This is a genomic window from Xenorhabdus griffiniae (genome assembly GCF_037265215.1).
Taxonomy (GTDB): Bacteria; Pseudomonadota; Gammaproteobacteria; order Enterobacterales; family Enterobacteriaceae; genus Xenorhabdus; species Xenorhabdus griffiniae.
Genome location: NZ_CP147737.1, coordinates 1,948,151 through 1,973,551, shown reverse-complemented (window position 1 = coordinate 1,973,551; position 25,401 = coordinate 1,948,151). Strand labels below are relative to the sequence as shown.

The following is a 25,401-nucleotide window of genomic DNA, read 5'->3' as shown; positions in this document are numbered from 1 at the left end:
GCGGAAAAGAGACCCGCGGAGGCAGTAAATAATGACGAAGATCAATATGAATATCGATGAGTTGAAACGTGCGGTTCTGGAGAAAAAACTTGAAGAACAACTGAAAGCCCGCGAGGGGCAACAGCAACCGGCATTCATTAAACCCGCGAACAGGCATCAGCCCCTGCCACTTTCTTTTGCCCAGCAGCGGCTGTGGTTTATCAGCCAGCTCGATCCGGCAGCCAGTCAGGCTTATCATCTGCCAGTGTCATTACGCCTCACTGGCCAGCTCAACTACTCGGTGCTGAAAGCAGCACTGGATCGCCTGATTGCCCGCCATGAAAGCCTGCGTACCCGTTTTGTCCTGGTAGAAGGCCAGCCCTGCCAGCATATCGATCCGGCTGACATTGGTTTTGCCCTGTCCTGCCACGACCTGCGCCTGCTCGATCCCGCTTTGCATACTCAGCGTGTTGCCGAACTCGCCGATAGCGAAGCACAGGCGCCTTTCGATTTTGCCCAAGGCCCGCTGATCCGTGGTCAACTGCTGCAACTGGCCGACGACGAGCATGTGCTGTTGCTGACCCTGCATCATATTATCACTGACGGCTGGTCCATCAGTGTGCTGGTGCAAGAACTGGTCACCTTTTATCGTGCAGTCCTTGACGGCCAGCCTGATCCTTTGCCTCCCCTGCCAATTCAATATGCTGATTATGCGGTCTGGCAACAGGAGCAGTTACAAGGCACCACCTTCACAGAACAACGTGATTTCTGGTGTACCCAGCTTGCTGACGCGCCGGCCTTACTCACCCTCCCAACCGACCGGCCACGTCCGGCAGTACAAACCTATGCGGGCAACCAAGTGCCAGTGCACATTGATGCAGACTTATTGGCTTCACTGAAGGAACTTGGACAGCGTCATCATACTACCTTGTTTATGACGGTGCTCAGTGCCTGGAGTCTCGTATTGGCTCGGCTCAGTGGACAGAATGATATTGTTATTGGCACCCCCGTCGCTAACCGCCCCCACCAGGAACTGGAAGGACTGATGGGGTTCTTTGTTAATACGCTGGCCTTGCGTATCTCCTGCCATGATAACCTCTGTGTGACAGATTTGCTGGCCCAGGTGCGGGAGCGGGCGCTGGCCGCCTATAGCCATCAGGATCTGCCCTTCGAGCAAGTGGTGGAAGCGCTCCAGCCTGAACGCAGTTTAAGCTACAATCCGCTCTTTCAGGTGATGCTGGCCTTAAACAACACCCCAGCCCAAGAGTTGACTCTGCCGGGGTTGCAACTGACGACGATTACCCAGAAGCATTATAGTGCACATTTTGACTTAACCTTATCACTGAGTGAAACCGAAGCCGGTTTAATCGGTGAGCTGGAATATGCCACCGATTTATTCGATGCCGCTACCGTTGAGCGGATAGTGGGTTATTTCAACAACGTGCTGGCTGCAATAGTGGCGGATGACACCCAACTTATTGCCACGTTACCGATGCTGCCCGCATCAGAACGGCAACAACTGCTGGTGGATTTTAATGCCACTCAGGCCGATTTCCCGCAAAACACGTTGATTCACTCGCTGTTTGAAGCACAAGCGGCACAGCATCCCGACCGTATTGCGGTCATCTATGAAGACCAGACCCTGAGCTACAGTGAGTTAAATCATCGGGCGAATCAGTTGGCCCATTACCTGATTACTGTCGGCGTGCGGCCGGATGATCGGGTAGCGATTTGTGCTGAACGTAGTCTGGACGCCATCGTGGGCTTGCTGGGTATCCTTAAGGCCGGTGGCGCCTATGTGCCGCTCGATCCGGCTTATCCCACCGACCGGCTGGCTTATATGCTGGACGATGCCGCCCCGGTGGTGTTACTCACCCAGACCGCACAATGCGACAGACTGCGCGACAGCGTCCCTGCAACGGTGCCGGTTATTGTGCTTGATGCGCAGGAAACGTTATTCGAGGCACAACCGACTCACAACCCGCAAGCCCATGCATTGGGGCTAACATCACGCCATCTGGCTTATGTGATCTATACCTCCGGCTCGACAGGGCAACCTAAAGGCGTGATGGTCGAGCACCGCAGTATCAACCGACTGGTTATCAACAACGCGTATGCAGATATCGGTGCCCGCGACTGTGTGGCCCATTGTGCCAATATCGCTTTTGATGCCTCGACCTGGGAAATCTGGTCTGCCTTGCTCAACGGGGCACGCCTGCATATCGTCCCGCAATCCGTGCTGCTCGATCCTGTATATTTCTGCGCTACACTGATCAAGGGACAAGTCACCGCCCTTTGGTTAACGGTGGGCTTGTTCAACGAATATCTCGATAGCCTCAGCCCCCTGTTTGGACAATTGCGTTACCTGCTTACCGGTGGCGATGTGCTCGAGCCGAGGAAGATACAACAGGTACAATTGTCTGAGTCCCAACCCGCCCACCTGATAAATGGGTATGGTCCAACAGAAACCACGACCTTTGCTACTACCTACGAGATTACGTCTCCCATTGATGTTACTCGTTCTATTCCTGTCGGCCGCCCGATCGCGAATACCCAGATTTATATTCTGGATACCCACAGTCAACCCGTTCCTCGTGGTGTAGCGGGAGAAATTTATATTGGCGGAGCGGGCGTGGCCCGCGGTTACCTCAATCGCCCTGAACTCACCGCCGAACGCTTCCTGCCCGATCCGTTTTCTTCAGAGCCAGATGCCCGCATGTACAAAACCGGCGACCTGGCCCGCTGGCTGCCCGATGGCAATATTGAATACTTAGGCCGCAATGATTTTCAGGTCAAGTTACGGGGCTTCCGTATTGAACTGGGGGAAATCGAAGCCAAACTCACCCAATGTGACGGCGTACGCGAAGCGGTCGTGTTGGCGCGCGAAGATGAACCCGGCCAGAAAAAGCTGGTGGCCTATCTGCGGCCACGAGAGGGGATTGAACTGGTGCCGGCTGAATTGCGTCAGCAACTGACCCAGCATCTTGCTGAATACATGTTGCCCAGTGCGTTTGTCATGTTAGAAACGTTCCCGCTCACCCCCAATGGCAAACTTAATCGTCAGGCGCTACCGGCACCGGATTTATCAGCCGTCGTCGCCCGCCGCTATGCCGCGCCGATAGGTGAGATAGAAATCACTCTGGCACAGATTTGGCAAAAACTCTTAGATTTGAAACAAGTCAGCCGCCATGACCATTTCTTCGAACTCGGCGGCCATTCGCTGATGATTGTCAGTCTGATTGAAGAGCTGCGCAATTTGGGCTGGCGGCTTGATGTCCGCAGCGTGTTCGCCTCGCCGATCCTCACCGATATGGCCCAAACTATCCAGCATGACACTCAGGCTTTCGTGGTGCCTCCTAACCTTATTCCGGAAAACTGTTCGGCCATTACCCCCGATATGTTGCCACTGGTTTCGCTTTCTCAAGCCGAGATCGATGCCATCGTTGATACCGTTTCCGGTGGAGCCCGTAATGTACAGGATATTTATCCACTAGCCCCCTTGCAGGAAGGGATCCTGTTCCATCATCTGTTACAAACACAGGGAGATAATTATCTGCTGCGAAGTTTACTCGCTTTCGATACCCGTGATCGCCTCGATAGCTTTCTGACGGCCTTGCAACAGGTTATCAACCGCCATGATATCCTGCGCACCGCTATCTTCTGGCAAGGATTGGAACAACCGGTTCAAGTGGTTTGGCGTCAGGCACAACTGGATATCAAGATTTTTACCCCAACTGCTGCGCAAGATGATATTTCAGCACAGTTGCAGGCTTACACCGATCCGCGTCAGCACCGTATCAATCTGAATCACGCCCCACTGTTTACCGCCGATATCGCCCATGATCCGCTACAGGATGAATGGCTGTTGGCCTTGCGTTTCCATCATTTGGTCAGTGACCATATGACCCTGGAGCTTATTTTAGCGGAAATTGCCCAGATCCTACGGGGCAATGCAAAAACACTGCCCACCATGCTGCCCTACCGCAACTTTATTGCCCAAACATTAAGTGTGCCAGCAGCAGAGCATGAAGCCTATTTCCGTGATCAACTGGCGGATATTGATGAACCCACCACCCCCTTCGGCATACTCAACGTACCCAGCGATAATAGTGTCATCAACACACATCGTCTCCCGCTTAACCCTACGTTGGCGAAGGCAATTCGCTCTCAAGCGCGTCGGCTGGGAATCAGTCCCAGTGTGCTGTTCCATGTCGCCTGGGCGCAGGTATTAGCCCACACCAGCGGCCGTGATGATGTGGTATTTGGCTCCGTACTTTTAGGTCGACTGCAAGGCGGCGCTGGGGCTGATCGCATACTGGGGATGTTTATCAATACCCTGCCCCTGCGTATCTCGCTGGACGGGCGCTCAGTACAAAACATCGTGCAGGATACCTATCACAATCTGACTGCCTTGCTGGAACATGAACAGGCACCGTTAGTGCTGGCACAGCGTTGCAGTGGCGTGGAACAGCCCATGCCACTGTTCAGCTCCTTGCTCAATTATCGTCATAGCCCCTCTGGCGAAACAGAGGCGGTTGATACCATTTGGACAGGCATACGGACTTTGTCCGCAGAGGAGCGCACTAACTATCCCATCACCCTGTCAGTGGATGATTTAGGGAACGGCTTCCAGCTCACGGCGCAGACTGTCAGCGAAATTGCACCAGAACGAATTAATACCTATCTGGCGACCGCCATCAGCGGTTTGATCGATGCTCTGGTTCACAATCCGCAACAGAAGATTCGGGATATTCCTATCTTACCAGCGACAGAGCGGCAACAACTGCTCACCGGTTTTAACGCCACCCAAGTTGATTTCCCGCAAGAGACACTGCTCCATCAATTAATTGAAGCACAAGTGGCAAAAACACCCAATGCAACCGCCGTCGTTTGTGGCGATCAGTCTCTCAGCTATGAAGCATTGAACCGTCATGCTAATCGTCTGGCCCATCACCTGATTGAGCTGGATGTCCACCATGACGACCGGATAGCCATTTGTGTCGAACGCAGTCTGGAGATGGTAGTGGGGCTACTGGCCATACTCAAGGCCGGTGGCGCTTATGTCCCGCTCGATCCCGCTTATCCCACTGAGCGTTTGACCTATATGCTGGACGATGCGGCACCGGTGGTTTTACTGACGCAGGCCACATTATGCGATAAACTTGACAGCACCGTGCCGGTGATCTTGCTGGATAAGATCCTGAATAACCCTGAATCGTTTCTGGCCGCCCAACCGGCTGATAATCCAGACGCGCAGGCGCTGGGGCTGACATCCCGTCATCTGGCCTATGTTATCTACACTTCTGGCTCCACGGGGCAGCCCAAAGGCGTGATGAATGAGCACCGCGGTGTGGTTAACCGTTTACTCTGGGCACAGGAGACTTACCAATTAACCCCACACGATCGCGTCTTACAAAAAACGCCGTTTAGTTTTGATGTTTCTGTTTGGGAATTCTTCCTTCCCCTGATGTCTGGTGCCCAATTAGTGATGGCTCGTCCCGGCGGCCACCAAGAACCACACTATTTATTGGAAGAGATAGAAAACCGCCACATCACGACGATCCATTTTGTGCCGTCCATGTTGCAAATTTTCCTCCATTACATTCCGGCCGGCCGCTGCCTTTCCCTGCGCCAAATTTTATGCAGTGGGGAAGCACTGCCTTATACCTTACAACAACACTGTCTGTCCCACTTGCCTCACAGTGCACTGCACAATTTATATGGCCCCACCGAGGCGGCTATTGATGTCACGGCCTGGCAGTGTGTGCCGGATTGCTATATCGGGCACGTGCCGATTGGACAGCCTATTGCCAATATCCAAATCCATATTCTGGATACCCATGGGGAAATCGTTCCAATGGGCGTGGCGGGGGAAATTTATATTGGCGGGGTGGGTGTCGCCCGCGGTTATCTGAATCGCCCTGAACTCACGGCTGAACGCTTCCTACCCGATCCGTTCTCTTCAAAACCTGATGCCCGTCTGTATAAAACCGGCGACCTCGGCCGCTGGCTGTCCGATGGCAATATCGAATATCTTGGCCGCAATGATTTTCAGGTCAAACTACGGGGCTTCCGCATTGAACTGGGAGAAATCGAAGCCAAACTCAACCAATGTGACGGTGTGCGCGAGGCCGTGGTACTGGCCCGTGAAGATGAGCCAGACCAGAAACGGCTGGTGGCCTATTTGCGGCCGTTAGAGGGGGCTGAACTGGTTCCGGCTAAACTGCGTCAGCAACTGACTCAGCACCTCGCGGATTATATGCTGCCCAGTGCCTTTGTCACTTTAGAGACTTTCCCACTCACCCCTAACGGTAAACTCGACCGCCAGGCTCTGCCAGCGCCCGATTTATCGGCGGTTGTTGCTCGCGGCTATGAAGCCCCTGTCGGTGAGACAGAAATCGCCTTAGCTCAAATCTGGCAAAAACTTTTGGGATTGAAACAGGTCAGCCGCCATGACCATTTCTTCGAACTCGGCGGCCATTCACTGATGATTGTCAGCCTAACCGAAGAGCTACGTAAGCTGGGCTGGCAACTCGATATTCGCAGCGTATTCTCCTCACCTGTCCTTACCGATATGGCTCAGACTATCCAACGTGAGGTCTGCACCTTTGTCGTGCCACCCAACCGTATCCCCGAAGATTGTACGGCTATCACGCCCGATATGCTGCCTTTAGTCTCTCTTTCTCAGGCTGAGATCGATACCCTCGTTGAGCAGATCCCCTGCGGCGCAGGCAATGTACAGGATATCTATCCACTGGCTCCCTTGCAGGAAGGTATCCTGTTCCATCATTTGTTACAGGCACAAGGGGATAATTATCTGCTGCAAAGTTTACTTGCTTTTGATACCCGTGAGCGCCTGAATGCCTTTTTAGCGGCGCTGCAACACGTCATCGATCGGCATGATATCCTGCGCACCGCCGCTTACTGGCAAGATCTGGCACAACCGGTGCAAGTGGTCTGGCGTCAGGCACCACTGATTGTCCGTGAATTCATCCCTGCCTCGGCGGATGACATTCCAGCGCAGTTACTGGCTCACACCGATCCACGCCAGCACCGTATCAATTTGAACCAGGCTCCTCTCTTTACTGCTGATATCGCCCCGAATCCGGCCCAAGATGAATGGTTGCTGGCGCTGCGCTTTCATCATCTGGTCAGTGACCATATGACACTGGAGCTGATTTTGGCGGAAATTACGCTTATCTTGCAAGGCAAGACGGAGAAGCTGCCAACGGTACTGCCTTACCGTAATTTTATCGCCCAAATTTTGAGCATACCCACCACCGACCACGAGGCTTATTTCCGCGCCCAACTAGCTGATATTAATGAACCCACCGCACCCTTTGGGATACTTAAGGTACAAACTGACAACGACCTTATTACTGAGGCCCATCTCTCTATCGCACCGGATCTGGCCAAAGCCATCCGTACTCAGGCGCGTCGCTTCGGTGTCAGCCCCAGTGTGTTGTTTCATGTCGCGTGGGCGCAGGTATTGGCCCATACTAGCGGCCGCAATGATGTGGTATTTGGCTCCGTACTTCTGGGACGTTTGCAAGGTGGCGCGGGATCTGACCAAATACTGGGAATGTTTATCAATACCTTGCCCCTGCGTATCTCTCTGACTGGACGCACGGTACAAGACATCGTGCAAGATACCTATCACAACCTGACCACCTTGTTGGAGCATGAGCAGTCTCCATTGGTGCTGGCACAACAGTGCAGTGGCGTGGAGTTACCTATGCCGCTGTTCAGCACGTTGTTCAATTATCGTCATGGCCCTTCGAATGAAACGGCAGAGGGTGAAACCGAGGCAGTTGACACTACTTGGGCAGGCATACGTATTTTGACCGCAAAGGAACGCACTAACTATCCCATCACCCTGTCAGTGGATGATTTGGGGAACGGCTTCCAACTCACGGCGCTGACTGTCAGTGAAATTGCACCGGAACGGATCACCACCTATCTGGCAACTGCCATCAGCGGTTTGGTTGATGCCTTAATTCACAACCCACAACAAGCGATACAGGATATCCCTATCTTACCGGCGGCAGAGCGGCAACAAGTGCTGGCAGATTTCAACACGACTCAAACCGATTTCCCCCAAGAGGCGTTGATCCACCAATTGTTTGAGATGCAAACCATCCAGCACCCCGAAGCGATTGCCGTTGTCTATGAAGACCAGATACTGAGCTATGGTGAGTTAAACCACCGTGCCAATCAGTTGGCCCATTATCTGATTGCGTTGGGCGTGCATCCGGATGATCGGGTCGCCCTCTGTGCCGAACGCAGCCTGGAGATGGTGGTCGGCTTGCTGGCTATCCTCAAAGCGGGCGGAGCTTATGTGCCACTTGATCCGGCCTACCCGTCCGAACGACTGGCCTATATGCTGGAAGATGCCGCTCCGGTGGCTTTACTGACCCAATCAGGGTTGGTCCAGTCAGAGTGGCTCGTTCAGTTTAACACCCTACCCACCGTCTTGCTGGATAACCCTGAACCGTGCCTGTCAACCCAACCCACCAGCAATCCAGACGCGCAGGCATTGGATTTAGCATCACACCATCTGGCTTATGTTATTTATACTTCCGGTTCGACCGGTCAACCCAAAGGGGTGATGATTGAACACCAAAGCCTGTGCAACTTAATCACCACCCAGCAACATACGTTGGCACTCACCGTCAACAGTCGCGTTTTACAGTTTGCCTCAAACAGTTTCGATGCCTGTATTTGGGAATCTTGCATGGCCTTAATGGCAGGTGGGCGTCTCTATTTGGCCAAACGGGCTGATCTCTTGCCCGGAACCATACTGTCTCGCTACTTAACCGAGCAGGCCATCAGCCATGTTCTCTTGTCACCCACTGCGTTAGCCGCGATGGATTCCCTGCCCGATACCCTGCAAACTTTACTGGTGGGAGGCGAAGCCTGTCCGTCAACCCTGATCAAACGCTGGTCACTCGGGAGGCAAATGCTTAATGCCTATGGACCAACGGAAACCACGGTCTGTGCCACACTCTATCCCTGTGTTGCCACCGCAGCGGATAATCCACCACCGATTGGTCGTCCGATCGCCAATACCCGGATTTATATTCTGGATGCACACGGTCAGCCTGTTCCGCGCGGCGTAACGGGGGAAATTTATATTGCCGGTGCCGGTGTGGCGCGCGGTTATCTGAACCGGCCTGAACTCACCGCCGAGCGCTTCCTGACTGATCCCTTCGTTTCGCAACCAGACGCCCGTATGTACAAGACCGGCGATCTCGGCCGCTGGCTACCCGATGGCAATATCGAATACCTCGGCCGCAACGATGCTCAGGTTAAATTACGTGGCTTCCGCATTGAGTTGGGGGAAATTGAAGCCAAACTGACGCAATGTGACGGGGTACGTGAAGCGGTGGTGATTGCTCGCGAAGATGAACCCAGCCAAAAACGACTGGTCGCTTACCTGTTACCGCAGGAAGGTGTTGAATTAGTGCCTGCGGAACTGTATCAGCAACTCGCCCAATATCTTGCCGACTATATGCTGCCGAGTGCCTTTGTTACGTTAGACACGTTCCCGCTCACCCCTAACGGTAAACTCGACCGTCAGGCTCTGCCTGCTCCCGATTTATCGGCGGTCGTGACCCGTAACTACGAAGCCCCTGTCGGTGAGAGAGAAATCGCTCTGGCACAGATTTGGCAAAAACTCTTAGGCTTAGAGCAGATCAGTCGCCATGACCATTTCTTTAAACTTGGCGGCCATTCGCTGATGATTGTTAGCCTGGTCGAAGAACTACGTAATCTGGGCTGGCAGCTCGAGGTTCGTAGTGTATTCTCCTCACCTGTTCTCACCGATATGGCGCAAGCAATCCAGTATGGTAGCCACACCTTTGTCGTGCCACCCAATCGTATCCCCGAAAATTGTACCGCCATTACGCCCGATATGCTGCCTTTGGTTTCTCTCTCCCAAACCGAAATTGATGCTATCGTTGAACAGATCTCAGGCGGCGCAATGAATGTGCAGGATATCTATCCACTGTCTCCCTTACAGGAAGGGATACTGTTCCATCATCTGTTGCAGGCACAAGGGGATAGTTATCTGCTGCGAAGTTTACTTGCTTTTGATACCCGTACTCGTCTCGATAACTTTCTGGATGCCTTGCAACAGGTTATCAACCGCCATGATATCCTGCGTACGGCCGTTTATTGGCAAGGACTGGAGCAGCCGGTTCAAGTGGTCTGGCGTCAGGCTCCGCTGACTATCCATGAGTTAATCCCCACCACAACGGTTGATATTCCAGCGCAGTTACAGGATTACACTGATCCGCGCCAGCATCAAATTGATTTGAACCGAGCGCCCCTTTTTGCTACCGATATCGTCCATGATCCGGTACAAAATGAATGGCTGCTGGCTTTGCGTTTCCACCATCTGGTCAGTGACCATATGACACTGGAGCTGATTTTTGCGGAAATTGCTCAGATACTCCAGGGCAATGCAAAAACACTGCCCACTATGCTGCCCTACCGCAATTTTATTGCTCAAACATTACGTGTGCCAGCGGCAGAGCATGAAACCTATTTCCGTAGCCAACTCGCTGATATTGATGAACCTACGGCACCCTTTGGGATACTCAACGTACCCAACGATAATAGTGGTATCGACGAACATCGTCTTCTGCTTGATCCCACGTTGGCGAAGACAATCCGCTCTCAGGCTCGTTATATAGGTGTGAGTCCCAGTGTGTTGTTCCATGTGGCCTGGGGGCAAGTGCTGGCACAAACCAGTGGCCGCGATGATGTCGTATTTGGCTCCGTACTTTTAGGTCGTCTGCAAGGTGGTGCTGGAGCTGACCACATATTGGGAATGTTTATCAACACCCTGCCCCTGCGTATCACTTTGGGCGGACGCACGGTACGAGACATCGTGCAAGATACCTACCATAATCTGACCGCCTTATTGGAGCATGAGCAAGCCCCGTTAGCGCTGGCACAACGGTGCAGTGGTGTAGCACAACCAATGCCGCTGTTCAGTACCTTACTGAATTATCGCCATAGCCAACCAAACACGAATGATACTGTCTGGGATGGCATCCGTCTGTTGCTTTCTGAGGAACGAACTAACTACCCATTGACCCTCTCTGTGGATGACCTTGGGGAAGCGTTCAGCATATCAATCAAGTCCGTCACCACAATTGACTCTGGCCGGATAGCGGATTATTTGGTCACTACCATCGGCAATCTGGTCGAAGCCCTAATGAACGAACCCCAGCAGCCTGTTTTGGATCTGCCAATCTTGCCTGCCGCTGAACGCCAGCAGTTACTGGCTGAATTCAACACCACCAAGACTGATTTCCCACAAGGTATCCTGATCCATGAACTGTTTGAGCAACAAGCAGCCCGCACACCTGACGCCACCGCTGTTGTCTTCGGTGATTTGTCTTTCAGCTACCATGAACTGAACCGCCGAGCCAATTGTCTGGCGCATCATCTGATTACCATGGGGGTACGTCCTGATGATCGAGTCGCTATCTGTGTTGAACGTGGACTGGAGATGATGGTGGGATTACTGGCTATCCTCAAAGCTGGCGGAGCCTATGTACCACTGGACCCAACCTATCCGGCTGAACGTCTGGCTTACATGATCGATGATGCTGCACCGGTAGCCCTGCTTACCCAGTCTGCATTCATTGACATGCTGGACTGCGCCCTGCCTGACATTTTACTCGATATTCAGTCCCCCGCTCTCTTTGATAAGGGATCTGAAAACAATCCCGATGCTCAAACACTGGGACTCACGCCACACCATCTGGCCTACGTGATTTACACCTCCGGTTCGACAGGACAGCCCAAAGGCGTGATGGTGGCACACCGGAATGTCATCAATCTTCATACCGGCTTGAATGCAGCGCTTGCCCTTAACCCACCATGTCGCATCGCTATGAATGCCAGTATTGTGTTCGATGCCTCGGTGAAAATCTGGCTTCAGTTACTTTCAGGTCATACATTGATCATCGTGCCTGAAGAGATCCGTGCCGATAGCCAGCAACTCTGGCGCTATTTTGCACGCCACCTTGTGGACATGTTCGACTGTACGCCCATTCAATTACAATGGCTGTTAGAGGCCGGACTGGGAACTCGTGCCGGCTATCAACCTAAGCTGGCGCTGATCGGTGGTGACAGTATTCCTCCTTCAACGTGGTCCAGACTGCAAGAAATAGAAACGACTCGCTTTATCAATGTTTATGGGCCAACAGAATGTACGGTAGATGCCACCTTCTGTCCGGTGAGTTCAGCATTGTCTCAGCCTAGCATTGGTCGGCCAATGGCTAACACCCAGATCTATATTCTGGATACACAATGCCAGTTGCTGCCTCTTGGTGTTGCCGGTGAAATTTATATTGGTGGCACCGGTGTGGCTCGCGGCTATCTCAACCGCCCTGAGTTGACAAGGGAACGCTTTGTTCCCGATCCATTCTCAACGACACCTGATGCTCGCATGTACAAAACCGGTGACCTCGGCCGCTGGCTACCGGATGGCAATATTGAATACCTTGGCCGCAATGATTTTCAGGTCAAGCTACGTGGGTTCCGCATTGAGTTGGGTGAAATCGAAGCCAGACTCACGCAATGTGACGGTGTACGTGAGGCAGTGGTGATTGCTCGCGAAGATGAACCCGGCCAAAAACGACTGGTCGCTTACCTGTTACCGCAAGAAGGGAGTGAATTAGTGCCTGTGGAACTGCGCCAGCAACTCGCCCAATATCTTGCCGACTATATGCTGCCCAGTGCCTTTGTTACGTTAGACACGTTCCCGCTCACCCCTAACGGTAAACTCGACCGGCAGGCGTTACCTGTTCCCGATCAGTCCGCTTTCGCGGTGCGGGGCTATGCGTCTCCCATCGATAAGACAGAAATCACTTTGGCCAAAATCTGGCAAGATTTACTAGGACTGGAGAGGATTAGCCGTCATGACCATTTCTTTGAGCTTGGCGGTCATTCTCTGCTCGCTATACAGTTGTTGAATCACATGCGCGAACAAAATATGCAGGTTTCATTGGCCACCCTGTTCGCCCATCCAACCTTATGTGATCTGGCCTTGACTGTTAAGGAACCATTTGTCGTGCCCGTATCCCCATTTGATGCAAATCCTGTCCCACTCAGTCCGACAGGTACTTTGCGGCCTTTATTCTTAGTGCACGAAACTTCCGGCGATCCCTTGGTATATTCTCCTTTGGCTACCCTGTTACCCCCTGAACTTCCGGTCTACGCCTTACAAGCACTTGGTATTCATACATTGGAACATCCTCCAGAGTCGCTTGAAGCACTTGCCGCCTGCCATATTCAGGCCATTCACCGCCTCCAACCACAAGGGCCTTATCGTCTGATGGGCTGGTCGATTGGCGGGGAGATTGCCTATGAAATAGCCCGACAATTAACCCGTGACGGTGAAACAGTCGAGTTTCTCGGTATGATCGATTCCTATAATCATTTCCACCAAGAGAATAGTGTACCCTCAATAACTGTCGACTCATCGGTAAACGAGGAAGCAAGACGAATAGAACTCATTATTCACACACTGTATACCCAAAAGATGATTGACGATGAGAAAGCGTTGGCAGAGCTGCACCATCTCAGTAACGTGGAACAGGTACTTAATCACTGTATCGAACGCCAGTGGTTGCCGACAGGTATCACACGCGAAGATATTCTTCTGCGTGTCTATACCGCCGAGATGATTTCACAGCTTGGTCAGGGGTACATCGCGCAAAAATCCGCCTTACCTGTCCACCTCTATACGGCGGAGGAGTTAGTTAACAACGACAGTTGGCACGGCTGGCATGGCATTGTCGGTCACGATTCAGTGATCCACCCTATCGGCGGGACGCATTTTTCCATTATGCACCCGCCCCTGCTCAACCAAATCGTGGATTCAATCACTGAAAATTTACCGGATATGCCTTCCTTCGATCCACGGGTTATGATCCAGCAAGGCACGCCATCTGTATCGCCGATCTTTTGCCTGCCTGGTGCCGGTGCCAGCCCGTCCAGTTTGCTCGAATTGGCCCTATCGTTCCCAGCACAACTTCCGGTATACGCTTTACAGGCACGTGGGTTCATGATTGAACATCATTCCCCTTACCGCAGTGTTGAAGGCGCGGCCCGCGCCTATATCCAAAATATCCGGCAAATCCAACCTCATGGCCCTTATCACCTGCTAGGCCACTCTTTTGGCGGCTGGATTGCCTTTGAAATCGCCTTGCAATTGCAAGCGGAAGGAGAACAGGTATCCGATCTGATTCTTATTGATACCGATGAGCCTGACCAGCAAGGGAGTGCCCTCAAGTCAGTCAACCGTATTGAGACAATCATGGAGTTGATCGATATCTATAATATGATATTAAATCAGCCGCTTCCGCTCAGCAGGCAAGATTTTGCTAACCTGTCAGCGGACGAACAAATTCAATATCTGCACAGTGCCCTGATCAAAGCAGGTCTTTTCCCGGCCAAAACACCAATATCGCTGTTGCAAGGGATTGTTCACGTTATGCAGGCTAATCTGAACACCAGTTATATTCCTCGTGATCGTTATGAGGGACGTGTCCATCTGGTTAACGCCGAGGAAGGTGATAAGGATGAAAGGAGAACTCGTGAAACTCAATGGCGCCTTCTGGTGGCAGAACTCGATACGATCGTTGTGCCCGGCAATCATATGACCCTATTGTCTGCCCCCCATGTCAAGCAATGGGTAACCCGCTTATGGCAGAATATTGAGAAGCTTAGTCAGTTGAATGGATGATCTGATATCTCGATCTCACTTCAATCTTCAAGATACATATTGTTTCTCCCCCGTTTAGCGGGGGAGAAATCACACGCATCCTGAAGTTAAATTGATATATAGCCAATAGATTTCAAACTGTCGTTTAAAATCAATAAATCGTTATTCAATCGGCTTGTTGTTCCAATTCTCTAACAAGTGGAATGACATTTTTGCCAAAATACTCTAGCTCTTCCTGCATATGCAAAAATCCAAGCAACATCAGGTTTACGCCAACTTTTTTATATTCAATAATTCGTTGGGCTATTTGTAATGGCGTGCCAATAAGGTTGGTTTTAAAGCCGTCATTATACTGCACAAGATCTTCAAAAGTTGATTTTGCCCAGTTTCCTTCTTTTTCTGGTGATGCATTTCCCGCATTTTGCACTTCATGATGGAAACTTTTCACTGCGTCAAAATCACTATTATCTAAAATATCCTGTAATACTGCGCGAGCCTCTTTCTCATTATCACGGGCAATAGCAAAACCGTTAACGCCTATTTTTACCTGATGATGATTCAATAACGCCTTAGCTCTGATATCGTCGATTTGTTTTTGAATATATTCCACACTGCCGCCATTAGTAAAATACCAATCAGAAACGCGCGCAGCCATGTCTCTGGCAGCTCTGGAACTCCCTCCTTGAAAAATTTCCGGTAAGGGTGTCTGTGGCTTGGGGTTTAAAATATAATCATGAAAACGATAAAAATCACCAGAAAAACTGAACGCAGGTTGTGACCAGATCCCTTTCAAGCAACGGATAAATTCTTCAGAACGTAAATAGCGTTCTTCATGATCCAACCACGGTTCACCAATCGCTTTAAATTCACCGCGAAACCAACCGCTAACAATATTAACCGCAATACGGGCACCATAAAGTTGACTGATTGTTGCTATCTGTTTAGCGGCCAACACCGGTTTCCAGGGCCCAGGTAAAAGGGCAGCAATGATTTTCAATTTATTGGTTACCGAAAGCAGATCTTGCGAAAAAGTCATCGATTCATGCTGGTTTTCAGCACCATATCCAGCAGTAAATCTAATTTGGGTCAATGCGTAGTCAAAACCTACACTTTCGGCGATTTGAGCCAGACTGCGATTATAAGTATGATCCCAGTTGGTACGTTGCGGGATTTTACTTATAACCAATCCACCTGAAACATTTGGTACCCAATAAGCAAATTTAATGGGTTGAGAATTGAATTCAGCCATTAAACCTCCATGATTTGAAATCAGAATATAGAGCTACTTGGTAAGGGCGGTTATACCAATCCAACGTCAAGTTGCAGCTTGCAAATTATAAAACGCATCTTGCAAGGCGATTGATATATCATCTTCAATGATTTTTATAGAACGATATAAAATGGGTTAGTCGATGGGCTTATTATTAGCAGGTCTCAATAAAAGTTATCATTTTATTTTAAATAATTTACAAAAGACATTATTCCTCTGTTTAAGTTCAATTGACAACGCTATGAAACCTGATTTCTCCCCCCGCTTTGCGGGGAGAAATCACACGCATCTTGAAGTGAGATTGGTATAGAGGAGTTTATGAAAATATCTATGAATATGAAAAACATCCTTACTGTTCACTTTTTACTAAAGGGAGTAAAAAATGAAAATTGTTCACTTAGCATATCCTCTCAATCAAACACCGAGAACAAAAAATATTTAGTAAAAATCCATATGGTAACTTCGATTTTATTTGTAAAAACACAGACTCTCTAATTTTATTAAGATTGAATTAGTTCCAAGAACCGGCGATATTACATAATGATAGTGATATTGATGCGTATAAATATTTTTTATTGATTGATTAGTCATAGCTCAAAAATAAAATAAAACGATACGGATAATATCCAGACAAATAGAAGCATTAAAATATTCCGTGCAGAAAATCAGAGAGGGATTATATGAAATCACGTGCTGCTGTTGCCTTTGGGCCAAACAAACCACTCGAAATTATCGAAATTGATGTTGCTCCACCAAAAGCCGGTGAAGTAATGATAAAAATCAGCCATACAGGTGTCTGCCATACAGATGCCTTTACCCTTTCAGGTAGCGATCCTGAAGGCATATTCCCCGTTATCCTGGGGCATGAAGGTGCCGGTGTCGTAGTCGAAGTGGGTGAAGGTGTCACAAGTGTCAAACCCGGTGACCATGTCATTCCATTATATGCGGCAGAATGTGGTAAATGTGAGTTCTGTCAGTCTGGGAAAACAAACCTTTGCATCGCAGTCCGTGAAACGCAAGGCAAGGGCCTCATGCCAGATGGCACAACACGCTTTTCTTACAATGGACAACCTGTTTATCACTACATGGGGTGTTCTACATTCAGTGAATACACTGTCGTTGCTGAAGTCTCCGTGGCAAAAATAAATCCAACGGCAAACCATGAACAAGTTTGCCTGTTGGGTTGTGGTGTCACTACGGGTATCGGGGCCGTACACAATACAGCCAAAGTGCAGCCGGGAGATTCTGTTGCCGTTTTCGGACTGGGTGGGATTGGTCTGGCCGTTGTTCAGGGCGCTCGCCAGGCAAAGGCCGGACGCATTATTGCCATTGATACCAATCCAACTAAATTTGAACTGGCCAGACAATTTGGTGCCACTGATTGCCTCAATCCCAATGACTACGATAAACCTATCCAGCAGGTCATTCTGGAAATGACCCAATGGGGTGTTGATCATACTTTCGAATGTATCGGTAATGTCAATGTCATGCGTGCCGCTCTGGAATGTGCACACCGAGGATGGGGACAATCAGTCATCATCGGTGTCGCGGGTGCTGGACAGGAAATTTCCACCCGACCATTCCAACTTATTACCGGACGTACATGGAAAGGTACCGCTTTCGGTGGCGTAAAAGGACGCAGCCAGTTGCCGGGAATGGTAGAAAAAGCAATGAAAGGTGAAATCGAACTGGCACCTTTTGTTAGCCATACGATGCCTCTGGAATCCATTAATGAGGCTTTCGATCTGATGCATGAAGGTAAATCAATCCGAACCGTCATTTACTACTGATTCAGTTTGGATCGTTGACAGAAAACCGTGTTGCCAGCCAACACGGTCTCTGACAAGTAATAAAATAATCACTGTAACAAATAATTTTAGAGAGGAGGTCATGGAAAGAATCGAACATCACGCCTGTTTTGGGGGATGGCAAGATGTCTATCAACATGAATCAAACGTTTTGGGTTGCCAGATGCGTTTTGCAATTTTCTTACCCCCTCAGATTAAAGAAAGAAAATTACCAGTTCTTTACTGGCTTTCTGGTTTGACCTGCACCGAGCAAAATTTTATTACAAAATCAGGTGCGCAACGTTATGCTGCTGAACAGGGTATCGTTATTGTGGCTCCAGATACCAGCCCACGAGGTGATGAGGTTGCTGACGATCCCGCCTATGATCTTGGCAAAGGTGCTGGCTTTTATCTCAATGCATCGAAATATCCTTGGGCTTCCCACTATCGTATGTATGATTATGTTGTTTCAGAACTCCCCAACCTGATTGAAACCCACTTCGAAGTAACGAATATACGAGCAATCAGTGGACACTCAATGGGTGGTCATGGCGCAATGACCATTGCATTGAAAAATCCAGGACGTTATTGCAGTGTGTCAGCATTTTCACCCATTGTGGCCCCTAGCCAGGTTCCATGGGGAATAAAAGCATTTTCAGCCTATCTTGGTGAAGATATATCAGATTGGGAACAATATGATACGGTGAAACTGATCAAAAATGCGAAAGAACCGCTTCCTATCTTGGTAGATCAAGGCCTCAATGACGACTTTTTGGATGAACAGTTACGCCCCCATTTGTTGCAAGATATTTGCGATAAAACCGGTTATCCCGTGACGATAAATCTTCGGCCAGGATATGATCATAGCTATTACTTTATCGCCAGCTTTATTGAAGATCATATCGCTTATCATGCCAAAGCAATGCAAGAGTATGTTAAGAATAAATAATTAAAACCCTATACGTATTAAATTTCAGGCTGCCATTTACAACACGATATGAAACGTGATTTCTCCTCCTCTTCTCGGGGAGAAATCACACGCATCTTGAAGTTAGATTGGTATATAAAGGGCTTCTTAGTTTTCAGGTAATATATTGAAATATATCAATCTTAGTTAACGATACATCTCAAACAAAGACATACCTTTTAAATCAGAAAAAGCTTTATAGGAAGCCTGTAATGCAACCTGTTCCTGAAGATAGCCGGAAATGGTGGAGAGAACATCCGCATCGACTAATTCCCCCATACGAACTTTATTGGCTATGCTGCGTTCACTGGCTAACGCATCCAGTTGCTCCATTTCCTGAAGCTGTAGCCCTAACACGGCTTGCGCCGAGGATAAGTTATTCAAGCTATTACGTATACCTCGGTTAGCCTTGTCAATTAGCTTCAGCGATTCCCCTTTTTCTGTTTCGCTGGCATCCGTAAATGGCCTTTTAAGCGCCTCGATAGCAAAATCAATAGACGCAAAAATATCGGATTCACTTGCACTGCCATCAGGCTCTTTAATCGGGTTGGAGGTTGCCGATAAAAAGACTTTTTCCCCAGTATGAGCAATAACCATGGAACGATTGTCATCCACCCTTTGGCTTATCGCTTCATATCCACCTTTGTAGTGAACTTTTCCACTGCCATCCGCTGCAAAAGGTGGAACATCCGTCTTATAACCGGCAAAAATATAGCGGCCATTGCCATCGGTTTTATTCCCAAGGTTCAGCAATTGCTGTTTAAGCCCATCTAATTGCTGGGCATAAGACTCACGATCATGATCGCTCTGTGCACTCGCCGCCGCGACTAATGTTTCCAAAATATTATGTGTCACCGAGACAACACTATCGATAGTGCTCAATTGGGTTGACATCGTGTTCTTGGCAAAGATACGAGCCGTCACAAATTGCTGATTCTTCGCCTCAGATTGAGCAACCATAATATTCTGTGAAGCAGCCAACGGATCATCAGAGGGTTTGATAACACGTTTCCCACTGGATAACTGTTCACCATATTGCATCCATTTCGCCTGGGAACCAAAAACCCCATTCATTTTCTGGCTGTATAAAAGATTCGTACTTACACGCACAATATCAGTTCCTTCTTCTCTTTTGCCACTAGTGATTAACGGATATCCAGAATGGCATTAAACAATGTTGATGCAGTCTGGATAACACGAGCATTTGCCAAATAGTATTGCTGCAAACGTTGCAGCTCGCCGTATTCTTCTTCCATATTGACACCAGATACCTGCTCACGGGCTTTGAAACTCGCCTCTAGGCTGATATTTTGAGCCTCCAGACTGCGCTTAGAACTATTGGCCTTGCTCCCCACCGTACTGACCAGCGAAGCATAAGCATCAGTCAAGGTATTTTTACCATTAATAAGCTTTTCTTTTTGTAGGAGGGTGAATTTCTTCGCGTTTTCATTATCACTTGGCCCAGAATTTTTGGCGCCAGCCGTTGCCAGTTGAGAAGAATCCTTAATATTGACTTCCAATGCAGAGATGACACTACTGACCGTTTTCAGTATGTACCGATCATTATCCTGTGGATTCGTCGCATTGATATCGACTTTCAGACCGTCAAATTCCAGCGTATCACCATTTTTAGTTACAGAGATCATTTCCCTGTCAGCGACACGCTGTATTTTCCAATCTCCACCTTCATATTTGATGGTGTAGTCACTGTCTTTGACTTTAGTGGTATCTGCATATTCCACTTTAATTTCAGCTGTACCTTTGTTATTGCTGTTAGCAATGGTTGCTGGCTGCGCAAAATTGAAGAAATTAATACCGGGTTTACCATTCAGATCAAAGCCACCGCTCTGGACCTGATTGAATCGATCCACCATCACTAATCCCAATTGGTTTAATTGATTGCGGGTTGGCTCTATCACTTCACTACGTGCACGTAATGCACCGCCCAACTTTCCTTGCGAGACAAAGCGTTCATCAATCTCTCTGGTCCCTGTGCCATTATCGTAGCCCAGCGTGACACGGTTGCTATCTGCACTGGATGGGATCGCTTCCAACCGATAGGCATTACTGCCAGATACCAGTGACATGCCACCGCCAAATGAGACGTTGTAAACGCCACCATCTTGCTTAGTCAGTTCTACACCAACAAGCCGATTTAACTGATACAACGTATGATCACGTTTATCCAGTAAAGCCAGCGGTTCAGCGTTTCCTGCGCCACGCATACGAGAAACTTCATCGTTCAGAAAGGCAATTTCTTCCGCATATTTATTGATTGCGGCAACATGCTGATCAATTTGGTGATTGATACCTTCGTCTAACTTACGGAGCGTTTGATCAGCTTCTTTAAATCGGTTAACTAAACCTTCAGCTTTTCCCCGTACTGTCGTTCTTGCCGCATGGTCTTCCGCGTTATTTTCAAGCGTACTCAGGCCCTTAAAAAGGTCTTCCATAAAGCTGGAAAGGCTAGTTGCCTTATCGGCCAGCAGATTTTCAACCTGGGAGATTTGCTGATTGTATGTATCTAATTCGTCATACTTGGTTTGTGCAGTGTTATATTGCTGACTAATAAACTCATCGTATTGGCGGTTAATAGAATTAACATTCACACCATTGCCAATAAAACCAACCGGCGACATGCTACCGCTATCCGGCAACATTACCGCTGTCTGTCGGTGATATTCTTTGGCCTTAGTAGAGTTGGCAATGTTATTACCCACGACACCCATTGCCACTTGCGCAGCATTAATACCACTCATAGCAGTATTGATAAGACTATTGGACATGTGTAGATCCTTTTACGTTTTCGTTATGCCTCCATCGTGGGAGGTAATGCACTGCTACAGTTATCGGCAAAATACCTTGATTCTTGAGCGAATTGATTCCCTTAAAACAGGTTATCGATATCATAGGTATAGGCTTTTGCCATTTGCTTGCCGGTGCTTTTTAGCTGCTGGATCAATGACACTAATTTTTGGGCATAACCTGGATCGGTAGCATATCCAGCCTCTTGTAAGGAATACGCGCCCTGCTCCGCCGTTGTTGATTGTGCAACCTTGGTGTAACGGGGATTTTCTGTCAGTAACTTGACGTAATCCGTTATCGCTTCCGCATAAGAGCTATAGACGCGGAAGCTGTCTTGCATTTTCTTCGGCTCACCATCAATGTATTCCGTCGTCATAATATTAGTGACGGGACCTTTCCAGTGTTTTCCTGCTTTAATACCAAACAAATTATGGCTTGGCTTACCTTCCGCAGTCAGAATTTCTCGCTGCCCCCAACCGGATTCCAGCGCTGCTTGAGCAATAATCAACAAATGAGGAATGCCACTTTGCTGGCTTGCCAACTGAGCGGGCAAGGAAAGCATGGAAACAAAGCTGGCGCCGTGCATCGGCAATGATTTTGGTGGGGCTGAACTGTATTGAGGTGAGCCATTCGCCGAAGATGGGTTTTTAGACACATAGTCAGGCGTCGGCATCGCCCGACGCATAAATGGTTCCAATGCCTGCTTCGGTAATGTTTGCAAGATTTCATTATCCAGCGGCATCGGCACCGTGCTGGCTAATTCATCTGGCACATTATTTACGACATTATTTGCATGAGAGAATTGCTTAACGATCATGTCCGCAAATCCTAAGCCTTTTTGGGAGAGATCCTGAGCAATTTGCTGATCGTACAGCGAAGTGTAAAAGCGCGTCTGCTCACTGCTTAAAATGCCATCCTGCGGCAACGAGGAACGCATACTTTTCAGCATCATCTGAACGAAGACGCCTTCTAATTGTTGGGCTACTTGCCGTAGCCCTTGTTGTGGTTCCTGTGACAATTTAGCTTTCAGTGAATGCAATGAGTTAACATCGTAAGCTGCATTGGACATCGTCAGAAAGTCATTCATCAGATAATCTCCAATTTCGCCCGCAAACAACCTGCACTGTCCATTGCCTGCAAAATCGACATTAAATCGGTTGGTGTTGCCCCCAGCGCATTCAACGCACGCACAACTTGTGTCAGATTTGCACTGGCACTCAGCTGCTGCAATGCACCACCCTGCTCCTGAATACCAACCCCCGTATTACGGGTTACGACAGTGCTGCCTCCCGCCAACGGCGTATTGGGCTGGTTAACCACGATCTGACGTTCAACGGTCACGGACAAACTACCATGAGCAATTGCACAGCTGTCCAAGGTCACATTGCGGTTCATCACCACGGAACCCGTTCGGGAGTTGAAAATCACTTTGGCATCACCGGCATCCACGCGGATAGGCAAATTCTGCACCTGAGCCAGAAACCTCACCTGTTCGCTGTTCTCAATCGGCAAGCGCAACTGCACCGTGCGGGAATCCAACGGCGTCGCCGTTCCTGTGCCTTTCAATCGGTTGATCGCATCACTGATTTTCTGAGCCAGACCAAAATCATCATCATTCAATTGCAGGTTCAGTGTGCCTTTTTGTCCGAACTGGGTTGGCAATTCACGTTCAATCACCGCACCATTGGAGATCCGGCCACCCGCAAGTTGGTTGACTTTGATACTGTTACCGCCGGCACTCACACCGGCTCCCCCCACCAGAATATTACCCTGAGCCAAGGCATAAACCTGGTTATCCACCCCTTTTAATGGTGTCATCAGCAATGTCCCGCCACGCAAGCTCTTGGCATTACCCAGCGAGGAAACGACAACATCAATGTTCTGCCCTGCACGTGCAAAAGGTGGCAGTTTTGCTGTCACCATCACGGCAGCGACGTTTTTAAGCTGCATATTTGTCCCAGCAGGTACAGTGATCCCTAACTGTGACAACATATTGCTCAGGCTTTGGGTAGTAAAAGGCGTCTGCATGGTTTGGTCACCCGTTCCATCCAGCCCAACAACCAAACCATAACCAATCAGCGCGTTATCCCTGACTCCTTCAAGCGTCGTCAAATCACGAATACGTTCAGCAAAGACACTGGCAGAAGTGAACATACCAGACAGCACCAACAAAAACGTAAAAAGGCTGGCGACTAATTTTTTCATCCTGACCATCCTCTTTTAAAACGGTGAGATATTGATAAAGAAACGTTGCAACCAACCCATATGCTGCGCTTCGTTGATATAACCATCACCAACATACTCAATACGGGCATCAGCAACTTGATTGGAACTCACCGAATTGTTGCCCGTGATCGTGCGCGGGTTAACAACACCAGAGAAACGAATAAACTCCGTCCCCTGATTAATGGCGATCTGTTTTTCTCCCACTACATGCAGGTTACCATTGGCCAGCAGCTTATCCACAGTCACAGTAATGGTGCCCCTGAAGGTATTGTTGGCATTCGCCCCCCCCTTGCCGCCAAATTCATTATTGCCTTCCATACCCAGATCGGTTTTTTCACCGCCCATCAATCCCTGTAAAAAACGAGGTGTCAAAGCCGCTGTGAAACTGGTTTTTCCATTGCGGCTGGCATTGGCTGAAGAGTTTTTGCTTGCGCTGACGTTCTCTTGCAAGATAATCGTCAGCGTATCACCGATATTGCGTGGACGGCGGTCTTCAAACAGTGGCTGATAGCCGTAATAGACTGGTTGAACCGTTTGAAAAATAGAACCATTTGGCGTTGGAGCAGGCGTTTCGGCGGGTTTTGCGGTTGTTTGCCCTTCTACCAGTGGCTTGTGCGGCATATAAGCACAACCCCCTAATGTCAGTGCTAGTGCCGCCACAGATATGCTGATACGCCACTTATTTCTCTGGTTTTTCCGTAAACCAGTGGAGCCATAAGCTACATGGTTTTTAGCATGGCTTTCGGCAACGGGCATTGTATCCATCTTCTATGCTCTTAAGTTTATCGTAGAAATAGTGGAGGAACGTGTTCCCCCACCATTAATGGTTAGGTTATAACTGAGTCAGCTTTTGCAGCATTTGATCAGAAGTTGATACTGCCTTGCTGTTGATTTCATAGGCTCGCTGCACCTGGATCATAGTGACCAACTCTTCCGCCACATTGACGTTAGACGTTTCGACAAAGCCTTGATAGAGCACACCAGCGCCATTGATGCCCGGTGCATTTTCTACTGGCACGCCAGAACTGTTGGTTTCCAGATACAAATTCTCACCGATGCTTTCCAGCCCACTTTCATTGATAAACGTGGTCAATGTCAGTTGCCCAATCTGCTGAGGCGCATTTTGCCCTTGCACGTTTACACTGACAGTACCATCACTGGCAATGTTAAGCTTCGTGGCATTATCTGGAATGATGATGGCAGGGACTATCTGAAAACCACCCACAGTAACCAGCTGACCATTCTGATCTTTCTGAAATGAACCATCACGGGTATAGCCAATGGTGCCATCAGGCATCTGGACTTGGAAAAAGCCCTGCCCTTTAATTGCCACATCCTGGCTGCTATTGGTTTTCGCCAGGTTACCCTGGCTGTGCAGCCGCTCGGTGGCTACCGGTCGAGCGCCCGTACCAATCTGCAAACCTGATGGCAGGGTTGTCTGTTCAGACGACATCGCGCCCGGCTGACGCTCGGTTTGATAGAGCAAATCTTCAAACACCGCACGCTGGCGTTTGAAACCGTTGGTGCTGACGTTTGCCAAGTTGTTAGAAATAACATCCATATTGGTTTGCTGAGCATCCAGCCCAGTCTTGGCAATCCATAAAGATCGGATCATGAATTT

Annotated in this window: 10 protein-coding genes; 3 read left to right on the top strand and 7 right to left on the bottom strand. The window is 49.2% G+C overall.

All coding sequences use genetic code 11. The features are described from left to right. Positions 1-31 precede the first annotated feature (31 nt). Positions 32-14,746 carry a non-ribosomal peptide synthetase gene (locus WDV75_RS08825; RefSeq protein WP_273557403.1) on the top strand — a complete coding sequence of 4,905 codons (14,715 nt, stop codon included), beginning with the start codon at positions 32-34 and terminating at the stop codon, positions 14,744-14,746. Between the two features lie 145 nt (positions 14,747-14,891). Here the strand turns inward: WDV75_RS08825 and sfnG are convergent, their stop codons facing one another. After that, positions 14,892-15,974, bottom strand: a complete 1,083-nt coding sequence (sfnG, locus tag WDV75_RS08820; protein WP_273557402.1) for a dimethylsulfone monooxygenase SfnG — start codon at positions 15,972-15,974, stop codon at positions 14,892-14,894. A 701-nt stretch (positions 15,975-16,675) separates the two neighbouring features. Here sfnG and WDV75_RS08815 point away from each other — a divergent pair. After that, positions 16,676-17,785: an S-(hydroxymethyl)glutathione dehydrogenase/class III alcohol dehydrogenase gene (locus tag WDV75_RS08815; protein WP_273557401.1), complete on the top strand. Its 1,110-nt coding sequence runs from the start codon at positions 16,676-16,678 to the stop codon at positions 17,783-17,785. A gap of 100 nt (positions 17,786-17,885) precedes the next feature. Next, on the top strand, positions 17,886-18,731 hold the full coding sequence (gene fghA / locus WDV75_RS08810) for an S-formylglutathione hydrolase (protein ID WP_273557400.1): 846 nt from the start codon (positions 17,886-17,888) through the stop codon (positions 18,729-18,731). Positions 18,732-18,896: 165 nt separating this feature from the next. Here the strand turns inward: fghA and flgL are convergent, their stop codons facing one another. The 6 genes from flgL to flgG all read right to left on the bottom strand — a co-directional run bounded on the left by flgL (position 18,897) and on the right by flgG (position 25,395). After that, positions 18,897-19,859 carry a flagellar hook-associated protein FlgL gene (gene flgL / locus WDV75_RS08805; protein WP_273557399.1) on the bottom strand — a complete coding sequence of 321 codons (963 nt, stop codon included), beginning with the start codon at positions 19,857-19,859 and terminating at the stop codon, positions 18,897-18,899. A 35-nt stretch (positions 19,860-19,894) separates the two neighbouring features. Further along, on the bottom strand, positions 19,895-21,535 hold the full coding sequence (gene flgK, locus WDV75_RS08800; protein WP_273557398.1) for a flagellar hook-associated protein FlgK: 1,641 nt from the start codon (positions 21,533-21,535) through the stop codon (positions 19,895-19,897). A 101-nt stretch (positions 21,536-21,636) separates the two neighbouring features. Next, positions 21,637-22,641 (bottom strand): flagellar assembly peptidoglycan hydrolase FlgJ, encoded by a 1,005-nt coding sequence (flgJ, locus tag WDV75_RS08795; protein ID WP_273557397.1) that lies wholly within the window; start codon positions 22,639-22,641, stop codon positions 21,637-21,639. Further along, positions 22,641-23,759 (bottom strand): flagellar basal body P-ring protein FlgI, encoded by a 1,119-nt coding sequence (locus WDV75_RS08790; RefSeq protein ID WP_273557396.1) that lies wholly within the window; start codon positions 23,757-23,759, stop codon positions 22,641-22,643. The genes flgJ and WDV75_RS08790 overlap by 1 nt, the downstream gene beginning before the upstream one ends. Before the next feature lie 15 nt (positions 23,760-23,774). After that, positions 23,775-24,545 carry a flagellar basal body L-ring protein FlgH gene (locus WDV75_RS08785; protein WP_223281725.1) on the bottom strand — a complete coding sequence of 257 codons (771 nt, stop codon included), beginning with the start codon at positions 24,543-24,545 and terminating at the stop codon, positions 23,775-23,777. Between the two features lie 67 nt (positions 24,546-24,612). Next, positions 24,613-25,395, bottom strand: a complete 783-nt coding sequence (gene flgG, locus WDV75_RS08780) for a flagellar basal-body rod protein FlgG (protein WP_074024366.1) — start codon at positions 25,393-25,395, stop codon at positions 24,613-24,615. Positions 25,396-25,401: the final 6 nt, after the last annotated feature.

What these genes read in the sequence shown, in the direction of transcription:
- sfnG (WP_273557402.1), bottom strand. Translation starts at nt 15,974, where the DNA reads ATGGCTGAATTCAATTCTCAACCCATTAAATTTGCTTATTGGGTACCA.
- flgK (WP_273557398.1), bottom strand. Translation starts at nt 21,535, where the DNA reads ATGTCCAATAGTCTTATCAATACTGCTATGAGTGGTATTAATGCTGCG.
- flgG (WP_074024366.1), bottom strand. Translation starts at nt 25,395, where the DNA reads ATGATCCGATCTTTATGGATTGCCAAGACTGGGCTGGATGCTCAGCAA.
- WDV75_RS08785 (WP_223281725.1), bottom strand. Translation starts at nt 24,545, where the DNA reads ATGGATACAATGCCCGTTGCCGAAAGCCATGCTAAAAACCATGTAGCT.
- flgJ (WP_273557397.1), bottom strand. Translation starts at nt 22,641, where the DNA reads ATGAATGACTTTCTGACGATGTCCAATGCAGCTTACGATGTTAACTCA.
- WDV75_RS08825 (WP_273557403.1), top strand. Translation starts at nt 32, where the DNA reads ATGACGAAGATCAATATGAATATCGATGAGTTGAAACGTGCGGTTCTG.
- WDV75_RS08790 (WP_273557396.1), bottom strand. Translation starts at nt 23,759, where the DNA reads ATGAAAAAATTAGTCGCCAGCCTTTTTACGTTTTTGTTGGTGCTGTCT.
- fghA (WP_273557400.1), top strand. Translation starts at nt 17,886, where the DNA reads ATGGAAAGAATCGAACATCACGCCTGTTTTGGGGGATGGCAAGATGTC.
- WDV75_RS08815 (WP_273557401.1), top strand. Translation starts at nt 16,676, where the DNA reads ATGAAATCACGTGCTGCTGTTGCCTTTGGGCCAAACAAACCACTCGAA.